We start from the raw sequence: 20,373 nt of genomic DNA, 5'->3' as shown, positions 1-20,373 counted from the left end.
GCACTGCACGACGGGGTTGAATGGTTTTTTAAAAAGGCCGAAGCCAAGTTCGGCATATACTTTAATGGTGTTTCAATGATTTTATCGGTTATCGTAATGAACAGATTCTATTCTATCAGTCTACTCCGGGTCACCGGTGTACTATTTTCTAATTATTGAATAGTTGGGTATATTCTTCGCAGGAAATCCCCTTATTCCAAGTATTTGATATAAAATTGTGCTATCACACTAAAAAGCTTTATTATCCACCAATCACAACTTAAGCGTGTTAGTACATAATCTTCCTCTCATTTGCCCGGCTGGCTACCTTTAATCTCAATGCCCAATTCCCAAAATTACGATGTCCTTATTATTGGCAGCGGAGGCGCTGGCCTAAGCTTGGCTCTCAAGCTGGCGGATCATTCAATGCGTATTGCCGTGCTGTCAAAATTCGCCTTGACGGCGGGTAGCACCTATTATGCGCAAGGCGGCATATCCGCGGTTTTCGGTGCCGATGATTCTATTGAATCGCACATCGAAGATACGCTGGATGCCGGTGCCGGACTCTGTGATCCCGAAATTGTACGCTTGACTGTGACTCATGGTAAAAGTTCCATAGACTGGTTGAGGGAACAGGGTGTTGTTTTTACCGAGGAGCAGACCGCATCCGGGGAATCAAAGCTGCATTTAAACCAGGAAGGCGGGCATTCTCACCGCCGCATCGTGCATACCGCCGACGCTACGGGTAAGGCGGTGTCTTTATCGCTGATTGAACGCGCCCGGGAACACGCCAATATCGAGCTGTTCGAACACCATAATGTGGTGGAGTTAATTACCAGCTCCAAGGAAGCTAAAAAACGGATTTTGGGCGCTTATGTTTTAGACTCAACAAAGCAGCAGGTCAGGACGATAGCGGCTCGCGTCGTGGTTCTGGCAACCGGCGGCGCAAGTAAGGCTTATCTTTACAGCACCAACCCGCAAAGTGCAACCGGCGATGGCATCGCATTGGCTTGGCGCGCAGGTTGTCGCGTCAGCAATATGGAATTTATGCAGTTTCATCCGACCTGTCTTTATCATCCGCATGCACATTCTTTTCTGATCAGTGAAGCGGTAAGAGGCGAGGGCGGCAAGTTAATCCTGCCGGACGGCTCACCTTTCATGCAGGATTTTGATCCGAGAGAGGAATTGGCGCCTCGGGATATTGTGGCCCGAGCCATCGATCATGAAATGAAAAAACGCGGCATAGACTGTGTCTATCTCGATATTAGTCACAAATCAGAACAGTTTATACGCGAGCACTTTCCTACGATTTACCAGCAGTGTCTTGAGTTTGATATAGACATTACCAAGCAGCCTATTCCCGTCGTTCCGGCTGCACATTATACCTGCGGCGGCGTGTTGACCGACAGCTATGCCCGTACTGACATTGCCAATCTTTATGCGATAGGCGAAGTTGCTTGTACCGGTTTGCACGGCGCTAATCGAATGGCCAGCAATTCGTTATTGGAGTGTCTGGTGTTCGCAGAACGGGCCAGCGAGGATATTTTGCAGAACTTGCCCTGCATTTCGCCGCCACCGCCTATCCCGGATTGGGATGAGTCACAAGTTAGTGATTCCGATGAAGAAGTGGTTGTTTCTCACAACTGGGATGAATTGCGCCGTTTTATGTGGGACTATGTCGGCATCGTCAGAACGGATAAGCGCTTAAGTCGGGCAATGAATCGCGTCGAATTGCTTAAAAAGGAAATTGCCGAATATTACAGTAATTTTCGTGTGACCAGTGATTTGCTGGAATTGCGCAATCTGGTCATTGTCGCCGAATTAATCATCCGTTGCGCACAGCAGCGCAAGGAAAGCCGCGGATTACATTGCACGCTCGACTATCCTGAAACCGATAACAGCAAACCTGCACAAAATACAGTTTTGACACCGTGTCCGACTGACCGCCGTTGATGCGCTAAGGGTTCAACAGCGGTTTGATAGCCATTGCCGCTTGTTCGCAGTCGATAGCTGATTTCTCAACCCGCCGACGCAAAAAAAGCCCGCTGCTTAAGCCGTCTATATCACGAGAAACATATTCGTTGAGATCAGCGCATATCTGTTGCATATGTTGCTCAGCCTGCATCAATGCCTGGTATTTTTTGGCCTCCTCACTTTCCAGCATCATCATCACCTCACTGGTCATTCGATTTTGCAAACGGAAAATTTCTTCTACGTGATACTCAAACTCTTCAAGTGACTGACCGTTGGTGCCATACCCACTCAAAAACGGAACAGCGCAGCCTGATATTAATGAAGCAATAGTAAACAATACCAAGCTTCGATGAATAACCAAACTCTTCACATACATCATTTTATTTGTTAAACCATGCTTACAATATTCAATAATCGAACCACAATATACTATGAAATAAGCTTATTCGGGTGTAAAAAGATCAATATTTTTTAATTTTACGGCAATAGAACGCCTTATTTCCCCTCCTTGTTTTTTGTATTGCTCGCCCATTCTAGGTGTATACTTTATTAACTTTGTATCCATAAAAAATCAACAAATACGGTGTCAAACAGATGACTAAAAAGACAGCAAGCAAATATCTGCTTAACCTTGAAAAACATTTCGCCGCTGACAATCCGATATTACTGAAAGCCTCAAAAGTCTTTCAGGAGCTCGATCAAATTGAATATGATCTAGGGCTCATCGACATGGATGAAACGACTGCCAGTAAAAATTCATGGTGGCCAATAATTAGCTTCATTGGCGGCAATTCAACGGCTAAATCCCGGTTTATTAATCATTATCTGGCGGCGGATAGCCAGTTTTCCGGCATTCAAACAGCCAGCCATAAATTTACCGTGTTGCTGCATAATAATCAGTCCAACCCGACAACCTTGCCCGGTACTGCACTGGATGTAGACCATCGGTTCCCCTTTTATCAAATTAGTCATAAAGTCGAGCAGCAGCAAAAAGGCGAGGGGGACCGGATTAATTCTTATCTGGAATTAAAAACACTGAATAGCGACCGCCTGAAAAGTAAGTTATTTATTGATGCGCCCAATATCAGTGCAGCACCGCCTAATCCGGTTACGTCGCTGTTGACAAGACATATCATTGAAACTTCGGATCTGGTTTTTATTTTTACCGATGTCTTTGATTCAATATCGCCGCTGGTCGATGAGCTAATAGAAAGCATCATTTTCCATCAGGATTCCAATAAATTTGTTTATCTGATAGATAAGCCTGCAGCGATGATGAATTCGACTACAAACAGCGAAATCATCTCTTCATGGCAAAGAAAATTGGCCGGATTGGGATTAAATACCGGTCAATTCATGGTTCTGCCTGGCCAGGAAGGCAGTGTCAGTCCTCAAACCCCTGTCGACTTCTCAGCGATAGACCAGTGTATAGCCAATGTAGGGCATGACCGTACTTACCGCGTGTTGAATTCACTGGAAAAAAATATTCGTGAGATTAATGACGTGGTGATACCGGAAGTCAAAGAAGCTATCGTGAAATGGAAAGAGCGTGCAGCATTTTCCAGTCTGGTTGTGCTCGGATTTATTGCTACCCTGGCCATTTTCGCTGAAATACAAGCCGGTATTCTGGAGTTATTGCTAGATCCTATCATCGGGTCTGCAATAGTTATTACGCTGGTAGCAATCATGACGCCTATGCACATTATGTTCAGCAAGATCCATGCGAAATCAACAATCAATCAACTGAATAGACGTCAAAAAGAACTCCATTTAATGGAAAATTTAGCGGGTATTTTTGAAAAAAATATGACCTTCAGTCGCATGATGCTGCCGATCTCCGAACCCATCGGCTGGAATAAAAAAACAAAACTCCGCCTGACTCAGGTATCCAATAAAACCAAAGAACTGGTACAGTTATTGAATGATGATTTTAGTACCTATGATGGAGAATCCTTAACCAATGATTCGGATTAGGCGGGTTTTAATTAAATATGCTCATGTTCACCGGGGTATTTGTTACTCGGTGGATATAAACAGTTTGTAAAAGTAAAACTCTAGGTAGCTATGGAAGTTTTAAAGCAATACTTGCCGTTATGCTGGCTAAAAAACAACCCGTTGGAGTTGCCGAGATCACTCGGTTTTTTTAAACAGAATCTGTTGTTCTATTTCGTGATTGCGTATTTCATGCAAACCAACATGACTACCGACCCGCTGGAATCATTTGTTGAAGTTAGCATAGAGACGTTATTAGCACTGACATTTATAGGTGTGATGCTGTTCTTTAATAGGACGTTATATGCTTATATACAAGTGGCGACAGCGATTTTACTTTGTGCAAATATAGTCGCCCTCCCTCTCATACCGGTGTTGATTTGGCTAACCGTCAGCGAAGATATTTTAAGTTATTATTTTTTGGGGTTGCTTTTGTTGTGGGAATTTGTTTTGGTGACAAATATTATCAGGCGAGTTCTGTCCATCAATGTTTTCGCCAGTCTAATCTTGTCTTTGGTTTATTTTATCGTTTCTTATTTAGGTGCCTTTGGACTGGGGCAGCTGTTGTAACCAGTCTACCCCTGACTCGAAAACAGCCCGTAAGTTGGGTTGCAACTGCATGGACAGGAAATGATCCCGTCATTTCTCTGCATTCCCCACATCCCTGTGGGTTATGCAGGAGCGTTAGCCGTAACCCAACACATGGGTTACGCTAACGAGACTGTGAAAGTATTCGATATAGAAGAAATAACCATGAAGCACATGAAGAGCATGAAGATTTAATGCATTGATTGACTTGGTCTTTTCTTCATGTCCTTCATGAACTTCATGGTTAATAGTACTTTTTATGCCGTACTCATTCATTCTTTCATAGTCGCTAACGCTAACCCAACACACTACACGTCAGCGGCGTCACAAAGAAACCGGAGAAATCCCGACTGCTTTACGCAATTCCTGCATAAACGGCACGCTGACTGCGCGTGCTTTTTGAGCGCCTTCCTGCAATTGCTCTTCTATATGTTCAGGTGCCTGCATCAATGCCTCATAACGCTCTCTTGCCGGTGTGATATGTTCATTAATATACTCAAACAATGTCTGCTTCATTTCCCCCCAGGCGATGCCGTCTGCATAACGTTGGCGTATTTCAGCCACTTCGGCCTGGGTAGCAAAGGCCTGATAAATGCCGAATAAAGTGCAACCCTCGGGATCTTTAGGCTCGCCCGGTTCCAGTGAATTGGTTTTAATCTTGTTAATGAGTTTTCTTAACTTTTTTTCAGGCTCGAATAACGGGATGGTGTTGTTATAACTCTTGCTCATCTTGCGCCCGTCCATGCCCGCCAAGGTTGACGCATGTTCTTCAATGACCGCCTCCGGCAGCACAAAATGTTCACCGTAAATATGATTAAACCGTCCGGCAAGGTCTCTGGCCATTTCGATATGCTGAATCTGATCTTTGCCTACCGGGACTTTATTGGCATTAAACATCAGCATATCTGCGGCCATTAATATCGGGTAACTGAACAAGCCCATGGTGATGCCCTTGTCGGCATCGCCCTCGCCGCCCTGCTCATTTTCGGCAACCGCTGCCTTATAGGCGTGAGCTCTGTTCATTAGGCCTTTTGCCGCAACACAGGTCAACATCCAGGAAAGTTCCATGATTTCAGGTACATCCGACTGTCGATAGAAAACCGCATTTGACGTGTCCAGACCCAAAGCCAGCCAGGTTGCGGCAATTTCAAGGCTGGACTGTCTGACCCTTTCCGGCTCCTGGCATTTGATCAGCGCATGATAGTCGGCCAGAAAATAAAAGGGCGTGACATCTGCGTTCTTGCTCGCCGCAATGGCTGGTTTGATAGCGCCGACATAATTACCCAAATGCGGCGTACCTGTGGTGGTGATTCCGGTTAAAATGATTGCTTTATTCATTAGACGATACTCAGAAGTCTGTTTATTTAAGAGCTAAAAGTTGACACCATATTACCTAAATTCAGGTTAATATCCAGCGGAATAGCTCAATTTATAGCTCTATTGCAAATCATGCTCTATTATTTGCTTTTTATAGTAAACTTCGCAGCCAAGGCCATACAGCTCACCTAGTGAGCGCCATAACTGTAAATTTGACCGGAGAAATGACATGTTAGGGTATGATGAAAAACGAAATTATATTCGAATGGAAATAGACTGTGAAGTTACCTACAGACTTGCGGGTTCAGATGAGTTATATCAGGGACGCTGTTCATCCATCAGTGGCGCCGGCGTTTCATTTATTGCCGACCGTTCTTTTGATACGGGTAAAGCAATGGAAATAAACGTCGTTCCCCAAAATACACTCACTCCCTCGATGACCGCTTTTATCGAAGTTATCAGAAGTACCCAACAGGACGACGGCAGCTACGAGATTGCCGCCACCATAAAGAGTATAAAAGGGGACTAAAATTCATGTCCATTGCTTACGTTTATCTAGGCAAGGCTCCTGTTATTGATTATCACTAGAACTGCTTGTATTTTAATTATGTATACGATTACCAAAGAGGTGTATTTTTGTTATGGACACCGGTTAATGAATCATCCCGGCAAATGCCGTAATTTACATGGACATAGCGTTAAGGCCTCGATTTCCATAGAGCAGGAACAGCTTAACGACCAAGCCATGGTCTGCGATTTCTCCGATATTAAGGACTGTGTTGAGGCCTACATAGATCTACAGCTCGATCATAATTTCCTGCTGCATAAAGATGACCCGATCATCCCCATGCTCATTGCAAACAAGGAGCGCTTTCTTGCCCTTGACGAACATCCCACCGCAGAAGTCCTGAGTAAAATGATTTATCAGCATCTCAAACAGGCCGGTTTTAACGTTGCTCAGGTGGTGTTATGGGAAACCGCCAGCGCGGCAGCCTGCTACCGGGAAAGCTGATATCGATCATGAGTTTTGTCAATCCGGTCAACAAATCAATCTGCCTGGAACAAGTCTGCGAATCAAACTATCAAAAGTTATTTAAGTTAATTCCAGATTTAATGGTGTTTAAAGAAACAGCCATTGGTCTTGCCCCTCATCATACGACGCTGCATCTTGAAATCATTGAGCGTACGCCGCATACCTTAACCGTAGAACTTAGTCACTGTTTTAATAAAAACAGGGATGAATTTATGGCGCCCGCTGTAAAAATCAGGGTTTACCTGGATGCACAACTGGCCGAAGTATTAAGCGATCATGCCCGAGCCGGTGTGGCGCAAGTTTTTAAAGATCCCGGATTAAGCCGTGAAATCATGAATTACAAATGGCGATTAAATTATTTTTTGCAAAAATGGTTGGATCATTGTTTAAAAAATGACTATCTATTCAGCCCTAACGTTGCAAAGTTAGTATTAGCTTAAGCCGTTCGTGGGGTAAGCCTTGTCGAATCGCTCTTTTAAATAACTATTCGCTAATGCGCAAAAAAAACTCATCGCTCAGCCTGCTTAAATTATTGCTCCGCTTATTCAGCTTAGGCCGCAAACATCCGGTATTGCTGCTGATTATTCTTGTCATTGGCTTGGGCGGCTATGGTTATGAAGTCAAAATTGCCCGTCCCGCATTGCTTTATCAAGGCGTGCCGCAAGTCCGCGATGCCCGAAACATCGATACCTGGTTTCGTATATTGCGCAATCATGGCTTTATCCTGGGTTATTCGGATTTGCGCGGTAATCCGCTGTGGGTGGAGTATGCATTGACCACGGAAGCCAGTACGCCGTCCTTAAAGCGCCCCAATCGCTTTGAAACCGACTGGCGTGGCATCAATCGCGTCAGTCACGACAGCTATCAAAAAAGCGGTTACGACCGAGGACACATGGCACCGAATTACGCGATCAGTCATCTGTACGGCAGGGAAGGTCAGACCGACAGTTTTTTGATGACCAACATCACCCCGCAAAAACCCAAGCTCAATCAGCAACTGTGGCAGCGTTTGGAGGAGGCGGAAATAAAGCATTTTGCCAAAGTATTCGGCAAAGTGTGGGTGATTACCGGTCCGGTTTTTAGCGGGACGGTTGAGCGCTTGAGTTCGGATTGGACGGTGGAAATACCGGATGCATTTTACAAAATTTATATCACCGAAGCTGCCCCCGGAAAGCAGTCTATTGCTCTGGCCTTTTTAATCCCGCAAACGGTCAACGGCAAAGAGCCGCTGGCGCAATTTGTGACCAGCATCGATGTCATAGAAGCGCAAACCGGCCTGGATTTTTTTGCCCGACTGGATGATCGCACCGAAGCGGCTTTGGAGGCGGCAGTTAAGCCGCAGCCATGGAATTTTCAAGCCGTCAGCAAGCTGCATCCACATCATTAACGGCAGTTAGTATGCAGACCGTCAACAACACGTTCATCAAAATAAAATGGCGGGGGTTCTCGGCAACTACCCGATGTAGTCGTTCGAACCTTGTCGCAACCAATCCTTAATCCTCAGGCTGCATTTTGGGTAGAATCCAATAAACAAACATTTGTTGATCTGGCTCAATTTTTTTATTGCACACTTTGTTTAAATAGCCGCACGTTGATGCCAATCAACTGTTGTCCTTAATCAATAGATGGAGAGTTACTATGAGTGAAATACAAGAAAAAGATAATTTCTGGATTTATGTAGCCGGCCTTGTTGTAGCCGTGGTTGTTACTGTGGTTATGATTAAAAGCGGTGAGCATGATAAGTACGAATCAGCAGCAAAAGCAATCGCTGAAGATTCCTCTCATTCAGCGTATAGAAACTAAAGGGCTTTCTCCTCTTAGCCGTAGTTTTCGTTTTACCGCATATAGCGCAACTTAAAGCCTGCCTGAGTTGTGTTGCCTGCGGAAGTTTAATTAAATCCTCGTAAGTCTGGGCTGTTTAGTGATCAAGTTGTATAGAAGCTAAACAGCCCTTTTTTGTTTGTTATTTTCAATTGTTTGGATTTAACCTCTATCAGCTTCCGCGCTTGAAGGAGATGAATGATCCGGCTGACCGTTTCATGCGCGATTCCCAGATAATTTCCTATTTCTTCCCGTGACATGCTCAGGCGAAATTCCAGCTTGGAGTAGCCTCGTATTCTCAAACGATCTGAAATATGCACAATGAAGCAAGCTACGCGCTCTTCAGCAGATCGGCGACTTAGCATCATCTTTTGTACTTGAGCATCAAATTGATTACAGGATCTTTGCAGCAACACTTGGCTTAAACCAGGGGTATTGATGGCCAATATCTCTATTTTATAGGCAGGCAAATGGCAATAATTCACTGTCTCTAATGCTATAGCGGTACAGTTATGGATTTGCGACGACAAGCCGTCAAATCCAAGTAATTCTCCAGGAAGAATGAAATCAACGACCAGCTCATTGCCATTCTGGTCAAAACTCAGTAATTTGGCGCTTCCGGAACGCAAGGCAATTATTCCCCTGAATGGGCTGCCGACATGATATATAGCCTCACCCTTTTGACGTATATTGTTTCGATTGACCAACAAGGCGAGTTCACCCACTTCCGACCGAGGTAGTCCTTTAGGAATGCACAAATTATCCAAGTTACAGTTTGCGCAAGTGACTGCTGTTTTAGTGGTTGATGAAGTGGACGTTGTTGAATTTAGCATTATTTTAAAACGGGAAAGAGAGTGCTGAGATAAAAAGTAAATTAATTAAAATTTAACTTGGTCACAAGAAATCCGTATGCACTTTCTGATGACCAACTTATCGGAGGAATTCATTATCTCATCTAAAAGCATATAAATTAAATGGTATTTCTCTTGTTCGCCGCAGCATAGCGGGTATTCCGCTGCAGTTAGTGATGGCAAGCATCATCCGGCTATTTTTGCCCAAGGTGACTATTTGAGTGAAATAACGCATCCTTGTTACTATCAACGTTTTGCCGATGCTATCGATAGCGAACTTTGTAAGACCGTTAACATATGAGATGCATTTTAAATCGACAGGAAGTATTTCCTGCAGGCTATTTTTTCTGCATTGCCGCTTCAATTTGCTTGCATAAGGTTTTCAAGATCTTGATTCGTGCAAAGTTTTTGTCGTTGGCTTCCACCAGCGTCCACGGCGCAATTTCGGTGCTGGTGCGATCAACCATATCGCAGACTGCATGTTCATAGTCATCCCATTTGTCACGATTGCGCCAGTCGTCTTCGGTAATCTTGAAGCGTTTAAAACCGATTTTTTCGCGCGCATTGAAGCGCTCAAGTTGTTCATCCTTGCTGATCGCCAGCCAGAATTTGACCACCACAATATTGTGGCGCACCAACTGAGCCTCAAAATCATTGATTTCGCTGTAAGCACGCATCCAATCAGCTTTTGAGCAAAAACCCTCAACACGTTCGACCAATACGCGGCCATACCAGGAGCGATCAAAAATCAGTACCCGTCCGCGTCGGGGAATGTGCCGCCAAAAACGCCATAAATAAGGTTGGGCTCGTTCTTCCTCGGTCGGTGCGGCAACCGGAATAATATTGTAGTAACGCGCATCCAGGGCGCTGGTGATGCGGCGAATGGCGCCGCCTTTGCCGGCGGCATCATTGCCCTCGAATAGGGCTATTACGGTGATGTCCTTAAACTTGGCTTCGCGGGTCAGTAACGCGAGCTTGCCCTGATATTTTTCCAGTTCAGCTGTAAATGTTTTCTTGGTAATCTTCTGGTTGAGATCGAGTGTCTTTAAAACGTCAAGTTGGTCAATTGAGGGCAGCGGGGGCGGTGCAATAACTTCTAGCGTTTTGTTGTCGACATCGTCCAGGCGTCTGCGTATCGCGTCGAGAATCACCTTGCCTATGGTCAAGCTGCGGTAGCGCGGATCGTAGCCCTCAACGATAGTCCACGGAGCTTCAGCCGTGCTGGTGTGCCGTATCACGCTTTCATGCACGATACGGAACTTGTCGTATAGCTTGAAATGCTTCCAGTCGCGATTAGTCACACGCCAGCGGGTTTCCGGATTTTTCTCCAGCAGTTTCAAGCGTTTTTCCTGACGGTCTTTGGATAAATGCATCCAGAACTTAAGCATCAATGCGCCTTCGTCGGTCAGCATCTTTTCCAGGCGTTTGGCGCGCTCCATACTTTGGTCAAGATCAGCCGCCTTGGTGCTACCCGTCACGCGATTGAGAATCGGCCAGGTATACCAGGAACCGAGAAATACGCCGATCTTGCCTTTAGGCGGAAGCTCACGCCAGAATCGCCACATCATAGGCCGATCAAGCTCCTCATCCGAGGGTTCGCCCATGCCGTGAGTTTGGATAAAACGCGGATCCATCCATTCATTGAGCAGGTTGACGGTCTCGCCCCGTCCCGCGCCATCCAGGCCGCCAACCAAAATAATGACCGGAAATTTAGCCAGCTTTGCCAAATCAATCTGCGCTTCCAGCAGCGCCTCGCGCAGTGTGGGCACTTCCAGATCGTAAGTTGCTTTGTCTATTTTGTGTCCAAGCTCTGCCGATTCAAACATGACGATCTCCCGGGTGGTTTATCCGAAAATCAAATACAAAGATTATAGATGCTATCATTTAAGTTTATTGTTAATAAAGCAACGGCATCTCGATTGATTTTTCGACGAGCTGTTGCGGCGTTAACAGCATCATGAAGACCTCATCAAAAACCGGTTCATATCCGCGATAATATTTCTTCAATCGGTTAAACCCTCTATAATGTCTCGCATACAAGGACTACAGGGCATGCACCCATTCTATGACTGATTTGAATAACGCGCTTTCAACACGCTTGGATCAACTGAACGCAAGCGGCCAGCAGCAGTTGCTTTGCGGAGGACTTAAAGGGATAGAGAAAGAAAGTCTGCGCATAGCCAAAGACGGGTTTATTGCCCAGACACCCCATCCCAAGGCATTGGGTTCCGCGCTGACGCATCCGTGCATCACTACCGATTACTCCGAAGCGCTGATCGAATTGATTACCCCGCCGTTTGCCGATATAGAAGACTCGCTGGGCTATTTGCACCGCACACACCAATTCGTTTATCAGCATCTGGATAATGAAATGCTGCTGAGCGCCAGTATGCCTTGTGGCATTGACGGCGACCAAAGCATCCCTATTGCCGAATACGGATCGTCCAACATAGGCAGGATGAAGCATGTTTACCGGCACGGTTTATGGCATCGCTACGGCAGAACCATGCAGTCCATTGCCGGCATTCATTTTAATTATTCCGTGCCTGAAGCTTTGTGGCCGGTTTTGCATCAACAACAAAACAGCCGGTTGAATCTGGAACAGTTTACAGCCGATGCCTACTTTGGCTTAATCAGGAATTTCCAACGCATGGGCTGGTTAATTCTGTACTTATTCGGCGCATCGCCAGCCATTTGCAAAAACTTCTTCAACAGTCGCCCGGCATTAATGGCGCAATTTGAAGAATTCGACCACGGCACACTTTATCATCCTTATGCGACGTCGTTACGGATGAGCGACATCGGCTACAAAAGTAAAAACCAAGCTAACCTGAGAATCGATTACAACTCAATAGACGGCTATGTCAGCAGCTTGAGTGCGGCCATTAATACGCCTTATCCCGAGTACGAAAAAATCGGTACGCTGGTCGATGGCGAATACCGTCAACTGAATGGCAATATCCTGCAGATTGAAAACGAGTTTTACAGCACTATCCGGCCTAAACAAATTACCGAATCCGGCGAAAAACCGACCCTGGCGCTTAAACGTCGCGGGGTTCGTTACGTTGAAATGCGCTCCCTGGATTTGGATGTGTTTAATCCTATCGGCATCGATGAAGATAAAGCCCGTTTTATAGAGGCGCTGCTGCTCACCTGTTTGTTGCAGGATAGTCCGAAAACTTCAGATCAGGAACATCAAGTTAACAACGCCAACCAATTGGCCGTTGCCCATTACGGCAGAAAACCGGGGTTGGAACTTGAGCTAGGTCAGCAGAATATACCGTTGCAGGAATGGGCAACTGAAATCCTGGAATCCATGCAGCCGGTATGTGCCATTCTCGATCAAAATGATGCGGATAAATCGTATAGTTCAGCGTTGGCAAAACAGCAGCGGCTAGTCGAAAATCCAGATTTAACAGCCTCTGCACGAATACTGGAGCAGATGACGCAGCTTCAACAGCCGTTTGCCCGTTTTGCATTAAACACCTCTGCTGAACACGCGCAGTATTTTAAAAGTAATATACTGGATGAAAACAACAGCCGACAATTTAACGAAATGGCCGCAGAATCCCTTGCCAAACAGCAAGAAATCGAAAGTAAAGATCAAATACCGTTTGATGAATTTTTGAAACAGTATTTTTTGCAAGCGTAATTGGATCCAGTTACAAAGCCGTATGGCGTAGCAACAAGGAAAACATCATGACACTCTTCAACATAGAGCAACTACAAGCCGAACTGGATCATAAAAATCCGCGCGTCATACTGAAAAAGGCGTTAGAGCTGTTCGATAATATCGCCATCTCTTTTAGCGGTGCAGAAGACGTGGTACTGATCGATATGGCCTTGGCTATCAGAAAAGACATACCGATTTTTTCCCTGGATACCGGACGCTTGCATCCTGAAACCTATCGTTTCATAGAAAAAGTCAGGAAACATTATCACATCGATATTGAATTATTGACGCCGGACAGAGACGTACTGGACAGCTTCGTTAAAAACAAAGGTCTATTCAGTTTTTATGAAGATGGACATCAGGAATGTTGCGGTATCCGCAAGGTTGAACCGTTAAAACGCAAACTGGCGCAGGTAGACGCCTGGATTACCGGTCAACGCAAAGATCAAAGTCTGGATACCCGGCAAGCCGTTCCCGAAGTACAGATAGACACCGCCTTTTCCACCGCCGAGCATCAATTGGTTAAATTCAATCCCTTGCTGAACTGGAGTTCGGCGCAGGTCTGGGATTATATTGAAGCCTACCAGGTTCCTTATAACGAATTACATCAAAAAGGCTATACCAGTATAGGCTGCGAACCCTGCACCCGTGCCGTACTGCCCAATCAACATGAAAGGGCCGGTCGTTGGTGGTGGGAAGAGGGAACAAAAAAAGAATGCGGATTACATGCGGGAAATTTGAAAAAGTAATTGTCGATAGATGATTGGGTCGTTGTGGCAATAATACTGGTTAGCCAGTCAATTTGACATATGTTGAAGCAAAAAAAAAGCAACTTACCAAAGGTAAGTTGCTTTTTTTTGTATATGGCGGAGAAGCAGTCCGCCCAACTGTAATTCAGCAAGATTCAATAAGTGCTTAAATCACTATTAAATAACAGCAAGTTATAAAAAGATTGTTCAACGATATTCATTAAAATATACTGTAATCCAGCGCCAAAGGTGGGGCAAGAGGTGGGGCAAGGATTGGGGGTATAGCATGAGCAGAATTAAAAATAAGTTGACAGCGCGAACCGTCGAAACAAAAAAAACACCGGGTTATTTTTCAGACGGTGGAAATCTGTATTTAAGGGTGAGCCAAAATTTAACTAAAACCTGGGCGCTTTATTATAAAAAGGACGGTAAGCGCGTCGAGATGGGCTTGGGTTCAGTAAGTGATATGACCTTGGAACAGGCGCGAGATAAAGCGGACCTTTTGCGAAAACAGCTAAAGAGCGGCATTGCTCCATTAATCGAAAGGCAGCGCCAAGCCAACGAGGACAAAGCACAACGAGCCAAGTTTATGACCTTTCAGCAATGCGCGGATGCTTATATCAACGCGCATAGAGCTGGATGGAAAAACCCAAAACATATTCAACAATGGCAAAATACGCTTTCACAATACGCTTTCCCTGTATTCGGAGATTTGGACGTTAAAGCCATTGATACCGGATTAATCACAAAATGCCTTGAACCGATTTGGTTAACCAAGAATGAAACAGCTGGGCGGGTACGTGGGCGTATTGAATCCATTTTAGATTGGGCTACCGTTCACGAATATCGAGGGGGCGTGAACCCTGCACGATGGCGCGGCCACCTTGATAAGCTCCTGGCTAAACCAAGCAAGATTCAAAAAACCGAACATCACAAGGCGCTTCCTTATACAGAGGTCAGCGGGTTTATTGGGCAGTTACACCAGCAGAACGGAATAGCCGCTCAATGTCTTGAGTTTACTATTTTGACAGCAGCAAGAACCGGGGAAACCATCGGCGCTACTTGGGATGAAATAGATTTGGACGCGAAAACCTGGACTATTCCAGCGGTTCGAATGAAAGCAGAACGGGAACACCGGGTGCCATTAAGCGGCCATGCTCTAAATATCCTGAATGAAATGGCAGCTGTTCGCCTTAATAATTATGTTTTTCCCGGCAATAAAAAAGGCTTGAGCAACATGGCAATGCTGGCGGTATTAAAACGCATGGATCGGTCTGATATTACGGTGCATGGTTTTCGTTCAACATTCCGAGACTGGGCGGCAGAATCCACGGCATATCCTGGCGAAGTGGTAGAAATGGCGTTAGCCCATGCCATTAAAAATCTAACTGAGGCAGCATATCGACGTGGTGACTTGCTGGAAAAGCGCAGCCGGTTAATGGAAGAATGGGCGCGGTTTTGCAATACCCCAAGGCAGAGTGCTGATGTAGTGCCGATTAATAAAATGGCGCTCAGGTGATAGCGTTTAAGAAGATCGGGTAACTCATACTGATGCTGGAGCAATGCGAAAAACTGCAATCCTGATATAATTATTCAACCGGATAGGCTTAGCGGCTAATAAGTGGGATTCGTCCCCCGCTTCCGGTTATTCCCTTTCAGGACGGCTTACGCTTTGACGGAGTGTTATCTGTGGCGGATGATCTTGATACAAGCTGGTTTGATTTAAAAAATTACGAAGAATTAAAAATTAAGTCGTTTGAGGACTGGGCAATTCTGCTTAATGATCGCTGGATTTTTTATAAGACTGTAGAAAAATACGAGAATTATGTTCTTCCGAATAACATCGTGGATGGTAATTTGTTAGTGTTCCTTGACAATGCAGTAGCTTGTTTGAAGGAAGGATTTTCTTCAATTTTTATTGATGATAAGCCAAAATTTCCACGGAGTTCAGTTTGTGACTTAACACTATATGAGGTATGGGATATGGCTCAGGACGAGCGCCTTATTCATATACAGCCGGATAGATGCAAAGATGAGTTTGTAGAAACAATTGCCTTTGAGTCTTACGGCATTGACAACTGGGAGCGAAAAACAAGAGTAACTATCAATTTATCGGCAACCGACGAACAGATTAAAAACGATTTTAACCGTTGGCTGATAGATTGCCGACAGGTTACTGGTATTGAGTCACAGAAAAAGCTATTTACTCAGGATGATTTTGATTACTGGATTCGTTATGGCGTTATTCCATACCTTGATTTATTACTTATTGCAAAAATTGAACGTAAAAAAATCACCCAAAATAAATTAGCTAAACTAATTTTTCCCGATGAATATAATGTTGATATTGTTGGTCGCTTACGTCAAGTCACCAAGCCAGAGGCAGAAAGGTTAATTAGTCAGGAAATACATAGAGCGTTACAGTCTCAGTTAGACTATGAAAAAATAGGGATGAAAAATATCCAATATTATCCCGGTACGTAAAAACACTTATATTGTCCCGTTGTGAATTACCCCTAATTCCATCTCTTCAAATAGAAAAAAATATGCCTATAATGCAGAACCTTGTTAATCAACGAGGTGCAAAGCATGTCTGTAAAAACCAACCCGCAAAAACCACGAAACAAAATCACATATACTCCCGCACCGTTACCCATTGAGGGTTATGTTCGCTTGCCTTCCGTTCTTGCTGTTTTGGGTATTTCAAGAACAAGTTTTCACAACGGCATAAAAGCAAAAATATACCCGGCTGGAAAACTACTATCCCCGCGATGCCGAGTTTGGGATGTGTCGGTCATTCGTTCCTTACTGGCTTCAATTGGCGGTGCATCATGAGCCTATCTACAAAACCAAAGTATGAAGTTTTCGCCGTCAATGACATTGAAATTACCGTTGATGTTTCTTTGCTGCTAAAAAGCGAGGAGCTTTATTTTAACGCGACGGATATAGCCAAGCAGTTTGGAAAATTACCCGCTGATTTTTTACGGCTTCAGTCCACTAAAGAATATATTGAAGAGATTATTAACGATTCTGGAAACGGGATTTCCCATAACGAGAATTTAATCAGAATAACCCAAGGTGGAAAATATCAAGGCACTTGGTTGCATCAAGAGCTTGCCTATGAGTTTGCCGGATGGTTAAGCGCGACATTCCGGCGCAACCTGCACAAATGGGTTGATAGTCGCCTGAAAGAAGAGCATCAACGCCAACAACAACGGCTTGAACTAAGGACAGGATTCTTACCGCTGACCAACGCAATTCAGGCGGCGCACCCAGACCTTAAGCCTTATCATTTCAGTAACGAGTGCGACCTGATTAACCGCTTGGTGACGGGTATGTCCGCCAAGAAATTCAAACAGACTCGCGACATAGAAAACGTCCGGGACGGATTGACCTCCGCCGAGTCACAGTTGATGGATAAACTCCAGATGCATAACACCAGCTTGATTGAGCTTGGTTTTAGTTATGAAGAGCGTAAATGCTTATTTATGAAGCAGGCCGATAAACAGAGCATGGCTGACGGCAATCGGGTTAAAACTTACAAGGCATTAGGTAGCTGATATGGCAAAACCACTAATAAAGCAGCGGTACATTGCCCAGAATATCGACATGATTAGAAGCCCAGCGTATGAGTCTTTATCTGGAAATGCAGTTAAGTTAATGATATTAATACAGACTCAATGGCGACAATATGAGCCTGTAGCCTACAGCATTAGCGAAGCCCAGAAAAGGATAGGTTGCTGTCGTGGAAGTGCGCAGAAAGCTTTTCAAGAATTAGAGTCTCATGGATTCATTAAGTTGATTCTTGATGCTCATTTTCATAAGCAACTGGCTAGACGGTGGCGCATCACTTTTCGTGATTATAACGACCAGAAGCCTACCGATGATTGGAGGAAATGGGTAGCTGAAAATTAAATAGGTTGTTCGTTATATGAACGCTACGTGTCGTATAGTGAACTCTTCATGCCGTATGGTGAACAACTGTTCATATAATGAACGCTGGCTTATATGAATCAATGACTTATATATGTCAATTTTAGGTTTAGTGTTCATTATACGGGATGTACCTATTGTATTTACCATACACCACCATTATTCATTGCAGCATTATCAAGTCAGTCAGCAAGATAAATGGGGCAAGGTTGTAGCAAGGGTCGGATTCAACAATCACTAGCTCAAAACTCAACCCTGTGAACAATTTAACCCTAATGTGATACAAAGGGTACAGATTCATATTTTAAGTCTGTGAGCCAGTCCTGGCGCGGTATACTGAAGTGAATGGCTGTATACAAGACCGTTACCGAACCCCAACCACCTACAAAGCAATTATTACGTCTACGAGTGTGGCTGATGTATCCACCTACCCCTTGGTTACCACCCTAAGATAAATCACGAACGCAGATTTTGCGCCAGTAAAAAAGGTCGGGCTACCCTTACAAATCCATTGCCAATTTTAAGGTAGTAATTAGTGTAATATTCAATATTGAGTGCAAGTTGTTTCCACTGATTTTGAAAGTGATGAATACGCGGAATTACAGTGTGCCGTTGTTGGCTGATAAGATGGAACAGGAGCTGATTGTTGCCGACCTTGACTATATCCTTGAGCAGCAGCGCCTAATAGTTGAACGCCAGAACCTAAGACTTGCAGTAAGGTCGTGCCGCTACCCGCTTCATTTTGCTGCTGTACTGGTTGTTTGACAAATGATTTTCCACAAGCGATTCCCCATACAATTTCTGCTGAACTTCCATGTTCGATTGATTTCCATTGACCAGGTTGATTAGATTCGGAATGAACAATATCACCTTTACCCATGTTGCCAGATAACACTGAGCCAGCCAGTGGTCGAAATTGATCTTCCTTGCAGTCGTATTCCATTTGAATCTTAGCTGACAAAAATCTCATTCCATTAATTTCCTTGGTTTTTTTAAAGTCACCTAATGTCCACATTTTCACTAGATAACCATTTTCTTGAATAGAGCCTTGATCATAATAGACTATTTCTTCATCACTTGAACCAACCATAGTCCAATGCTCCAATGCACCATTCATTGAAGTCGAGCTGCTTGCGGGAATTTTTGGTTCAGCTTGTGCAGTCTGTTGGTTTACGTAAGCTTCTTGTTGGTCGGCTTCCTTAGCTTGCTGATTTGCAAAACGTTTCATTAATCTAAGAACACATTTCCCGTTGGCTGGTGTCTTCATCTTAAAGCCAATCTCTGCACACTGTTCTTGCAATATCCCCATGTCTACAGCATAGCTATCATTAGCTAGTAGAAATAAACTGGTAAAACAGAAAATAATCAGCTTGTTACTAGGCTTATAGTTGTTCATATTCATCAACTTATTTGGTGTCATTGAGTTGCAATACGCAATTGCCGAAATCTGTACTGCCAACCTTAAAGCCCAACTCTTTGCATTGAGCCTTAAATCCATCGAGAGGTACTCCTTGCTTTTGTCTTTCAGCTTTCAAATCCTCTTTTGCCTGTAACTCCCTGAGCTTTGATTCTTCTTTATCGCGCTTAACTTGCACGATTTTTATTCTTTCTTCCTCAGCATGGCTGGCTTTTTGGGACTCTGCCAATGACTTTTTTATTGGCCTAAAGTCATGAGTTAGCACAACATTAATTTTTCTGTCTTTATAAAGATTTTGCTCTTGTGATCCCAGCAGATCACAATCCAAACAGGTAATCTTAAGAGTTGTATTTTTGGTTAACTCAGTGTTTGATATTGCTGAACTTAGATCAATCTCGGAGGGCTTTTCCCTTCCTTTATCATCAAGAACAAATTCATAATCCTTATCAAAACCTGAAACTAGGATTCTGTGGCTCTTCTGAATATCTTTCCATTCAGATTTACCTGTTTTTACTTTTCTTGTTTTGTCTGGTTCTGAACTCAAAAAAGTACTTTCAGTACATCCAAATGTAAAAGCATTCATTGTTGTTGGATTGAACAACCACACGAATATCCCTACTGGTGTGAAAGTTCCGGTGAACGGATGCGCTTCGTATCGTGCCTGAATCGTTGAATTTACAACTGGTGCGGAATACTGCTCAAACAAACCGCTGTCAGTTATTTTTAGCGTTAAATAAACCTTATTTAAATTTGCTGATTCAATACCGCTAAAAACTTTTAATGGTGTTAGTTCATAAAACTCACTTTTTTCAGAGGTTTCTACTTTTATAACTTCTTTATCTATGCTTGTAGTCCTGCCAAATTTTCTAGTAGTTTCAGAAGAATGTTTGCAGATGTCTGGATCTTCTTTAGTATTTGTCAATGCACATCCACCAAGCAATAGAGCCATAACTGCAACATAAAATAACTTCATTTCAATTCCTTTAATTGTTAATAATGCATCCAGCCCTAGAGTGTTAATGGGCATGAAAATTATAAAAGTCACT

The 20,373-nt window shown here is 44.0% G+C and carries 21 protein-coding genes; 15 read left to right on the top strand and 6 right to left on the bottom strand.

The genetic code is table 11. From position 1 onward, the window contains the following. The first annotated feature begins 318 nt into the window (after positions 1 to 318). A complete protein-coding gene (gene nadB / locus RW114_RS08120; protein WP_340122248.1) occupies positions 319 to 1,932 on the top strand; it encodes an L-aspartate oxidase in 1,614 nt (537 codons plus the stop codon). Positions 1,933 to 1,936: 4 nt separating this feature from the next. Here nadB and RW114_RS08115 read toward each other — a convergent pair whose 3' ends face one another. Next, a complete protein-coding gene (locus RW114_RS08115) occupies positions 1,937 to 2,290 on the bottom strand; it encodes a hypothetical protein (protein ID WP_340122247.1) in 354 nt (117 codons plus the stop codon). Positions 2,291 to 2,547: 257 nt separating this feature from the next. Here RW114_RS08115 and RW114_RS08110 point away from each other — a divergent pair, with 257 nt between their 5' ends. Together RW114_RS08110 and RW114_RS08105 are read left to right on the top strand one after the other, a co-directional pair. Beyond that, entirely contained in the window at positions 2,548 to 3,927 is a 1,380-nt protein-coding gene (locus RW114_RS08110) for a P-loop NTPase family protein (protein ID WP_340122246.1), read from the top strand. A gap of 90 nt (positions 3,928 to 4,017) precedes the next feature. Further along, entirely contained in the window at positions 4,018 to 4,515 is a 498-nt protein-coding gene (locus tag RW114_RS08105; protein ID WP_340122245.1) for a hypothetical protein, read from the top strand. Between the two features lie 342 nt (positions 4,516 to 4,857). Here RW114_RS08105 and RW114_RS08100 read toward each other — a convergent pair whose 3' ends face one another. Beyond that, positions 4,858 to 5,871 (bottom strand): tryptophan--tRNA ligase, encoded by a 1,014-nt coding sequence (locus RW114_RS08100; protein ID WP_340122244.1) that lies wholly within the window; start codon positions 5,869 to 5,871, stop codon positions 4,858 to 4,860. A gap of 208 nt (positions 5,872 to 6,079) precedes the next feature. Between RW114_RS08100 and RW114_RS08095 the strand changes: the two genes are divergently transcribed. From RW114_RS08095 to RW114_RS08075, 5 genes are all read left to right on the top strand, one after another. After that, positions 6,080 to 6,379: a PilZ domain-containing protein gene (locus RW114_RS08095; protein ID WP_340122243.1), complete on the top strand. Its 300-nt coding sequence runs from the start codon at positions 6,080 to 6,082 to the stop codon at positions 6,377 to 6,379. 78 nt (positions 6,380 to 6,457) lie between these two features. Continuing rightward, complete coding sequence (locus RW114_RS08090; RefSeq protein ID WP_340122242.1) at positions 6,458 to 6,862, top strand: 6-pyruvoyl trahydropterin synthase family protein; 405 nt, start codon at positions 6,458 to 6,460, stop codon at positions 6,860 to 6,862. Between the two features lie 8 nt (positions 6,863 to 6,870). Then, positions 6,871 to 7,323, top strand: a complete 453-nt coding sequence (locus RW114_RS08085) for a DUF1249 domain-containing protein (protein ID WP_340122241.1) — start codon at positions 6,871 to 6,873, stop codon at positions 7,321 to 7,323. A gap of 53 nt (positions 7,324 to 7,376) precedes the next feature. Next, positions 7,377 to 8,270, top strand: a complete 894-nt coding sequence (locus tag RW114_RS08080) for a DNA/RNA non-specific endonuclease (RefSeq protein WP_340122240.1) — start codon at positions 7,377 to 7,379, stop codon at positions 8,268 to 8,270. Between the two features lie 251 nt (positions 8,271 to 8,521). Further along, the gene (locus RW114_RS08075) at positions 8,522 to 8,686 is read left to right on the top strand and encodes a hypothetical protein (protein ID WP_340122239.1); all 165 of its coding nucleotides are present in this window, start codon (positions 8,522 to 8,524) and stop codon (positions 8,684 to 8,686) included. Between the two features lie 122 nt (positions 8,687 to 8,808). Here RW114_RS08075 and RW114_RS08070 read toward each other — a convergent pair whose 3' ends face one another. Beyond that, the gene (locus tag RW114_RS08070; protein WP_340122238.1) at positions 8,809 to 9,429 is read right to left on the bottom strand and encodes a helix-turn-helix domain-containing protein; all 621 of its coding nucleotides are present in this window, start codon (positions 9,427 to 9,429) and stop codon (positions 8,809 to 8,811) included. 464 nt (positions 9,430 to 9,893) lie between these two features. Then, positions 9,894 to 11,381 carry a polyphosphate:AMP phosphotransferase gene (pap, locus tag RW114_RS08065; protein ID WP_340122237.1) on the bottom strand — a complete coding sequence of 496 codons (1,488 nt, stop codon included), beginning with the start codon at positions 11,379 to 11,381 and terminating at the stop codon, positions 9,894 to 9,896. A 239-nt stretch (positions 11,382 to 11,620) separates the two neighbouring features. Between pap and gshA the strand changes: the two genes are divergently transcribed. From gshA to RW114_RS08030, 7 genes are all read left to right on the top strand, one after another. After that, the gene (gene gshA, locus RW114_RS08060; protein WP_340122236.1) at positions 11,621 to 13,207 is read left to right on the top strand and encodes a glutamate--cysteine ligase; all 1,587 of its coding nucleotides are present in this window, start codon (positions 11,621 to 11,623) and stop codon (positions 13,205 to 13,207) included. Between the two features lie 47 nt (positions 13,208 to 13,254). After that, complete coding sequence (locus tag RW114_RS08055; protein ID WP_340122235.1) at positions 13,255 to 13,977, top strand: phosphoadenylyl-sulfate reductase; 723 nt, start codon at positions 13,255 to 13,257, stop codon at positions 13,975 to 13,977. A 286-nt stretch (positions 13,978 to 14,263) separates the two neighbouring features. After that, complete coding sequence (locus tag RW114_RS08050) at positions 14,264 to 15,496, top strand: tyrosine-type recombinase/integrase (RefSeq protein WP_340122234.1); 1,233 nt, start codon at positions 14,264 to 14,266, stop codon at positions 15,494 to 15,496. A gap of 170 nt (positions 15,497 to 15,666) precedes the next feature. Then, entirely contained in the window at positions 15,667 to 16,461 is a 795-nt protein-coding gene (locus RW114_RS08045) for a DUF6387 family protein (protein ID WP_340122233.1), read from the top strand. Between the two features lie 105 nt (positions 16,462 to 16,566). Continuing rightward, positions 16,567 to 16,812 (top strand): helix-turn-helix transcriptional regulator, encoded by a 246-nt coding sequence (locus RW114_RS08040; protein ID WP_340122232.1) that lies wholly within the window; start codon positions 16,567 to 16,569, stop codon positions 16,810 to 16,812. Continuing rightward, on the top strand, positions 16,809 to 17,537 hold the full coding sequence (locus RW114_RS08035) for a KilA-N domain-containing protein (protein WP_340122231.1): 729 nt from the start codon (positions 16,809 to 16,811) through the stop codon (positions 17,535 to 17,537). The genes RW114_RS08040 and RW114_RS08035 overlap by 4 nt, the downstream gene beginning before the upstream one ends. Position 17,538: 1 nt before the next feature. Continuing rightward, positions 17,539 to 17,892: a hypothetical protein gene (locus RW114_RS08030; RefSeq protein ID WP_340122230.1), complete on the top strand. Its 354-nt coding sequence runs from the start codon at positions 17,539 to 17,541 to the stop codon at positions 17,890 to 17,892. A gap of 562 nt (positions 17,893 to 18,454) precedes the next feature. Here RW114_RS08030 and RW114_RS08025 read toward each other — a convergent pair. Next, positions 18,455 to 19,312 carry a surface-adhesin E family protein gene (locus RW114_RS08025; protein ID WP_340122229.1) on the bottom strand — a complete coding sequence of 286 codons (858 nt, stop codon included), beginning with the start codon at positions 19,310 to 19,312 and terminating at the stop codon, positions 18,455 to 18,457. 4 nt (positions 19,313 to 19,316) lie between these two features. Beyond that, a complete protein-coding gene (locus tag RW114_RS08020; RefSeq protein ID WP_340122228.1) occupies positions 19,317 to 20,372 on the bottom strand; it encodes a hypothetical protein in 1,056 nt (351 codons plus the stop codon). Position 20,373: the final 1 nt, after the last annotated feature.

This window comes from Methylobacter svalbardensis (genome assembly GCF_037671525.1).
In the GTDB taxonomy this organism is placed as follows: domain Bacteria; phylum Pseudomonadota; class Gammaproteobacteria; order Methylococcales; family Methylomonadaceae; genus Methylobacter_A; species Methylobacter_A svalbardensis.
The sequence above is the reverse complement of the archived record's forward strand: the minus strand, read 5'-3'. Positions and strand labels throughout refer to the sequence as shown.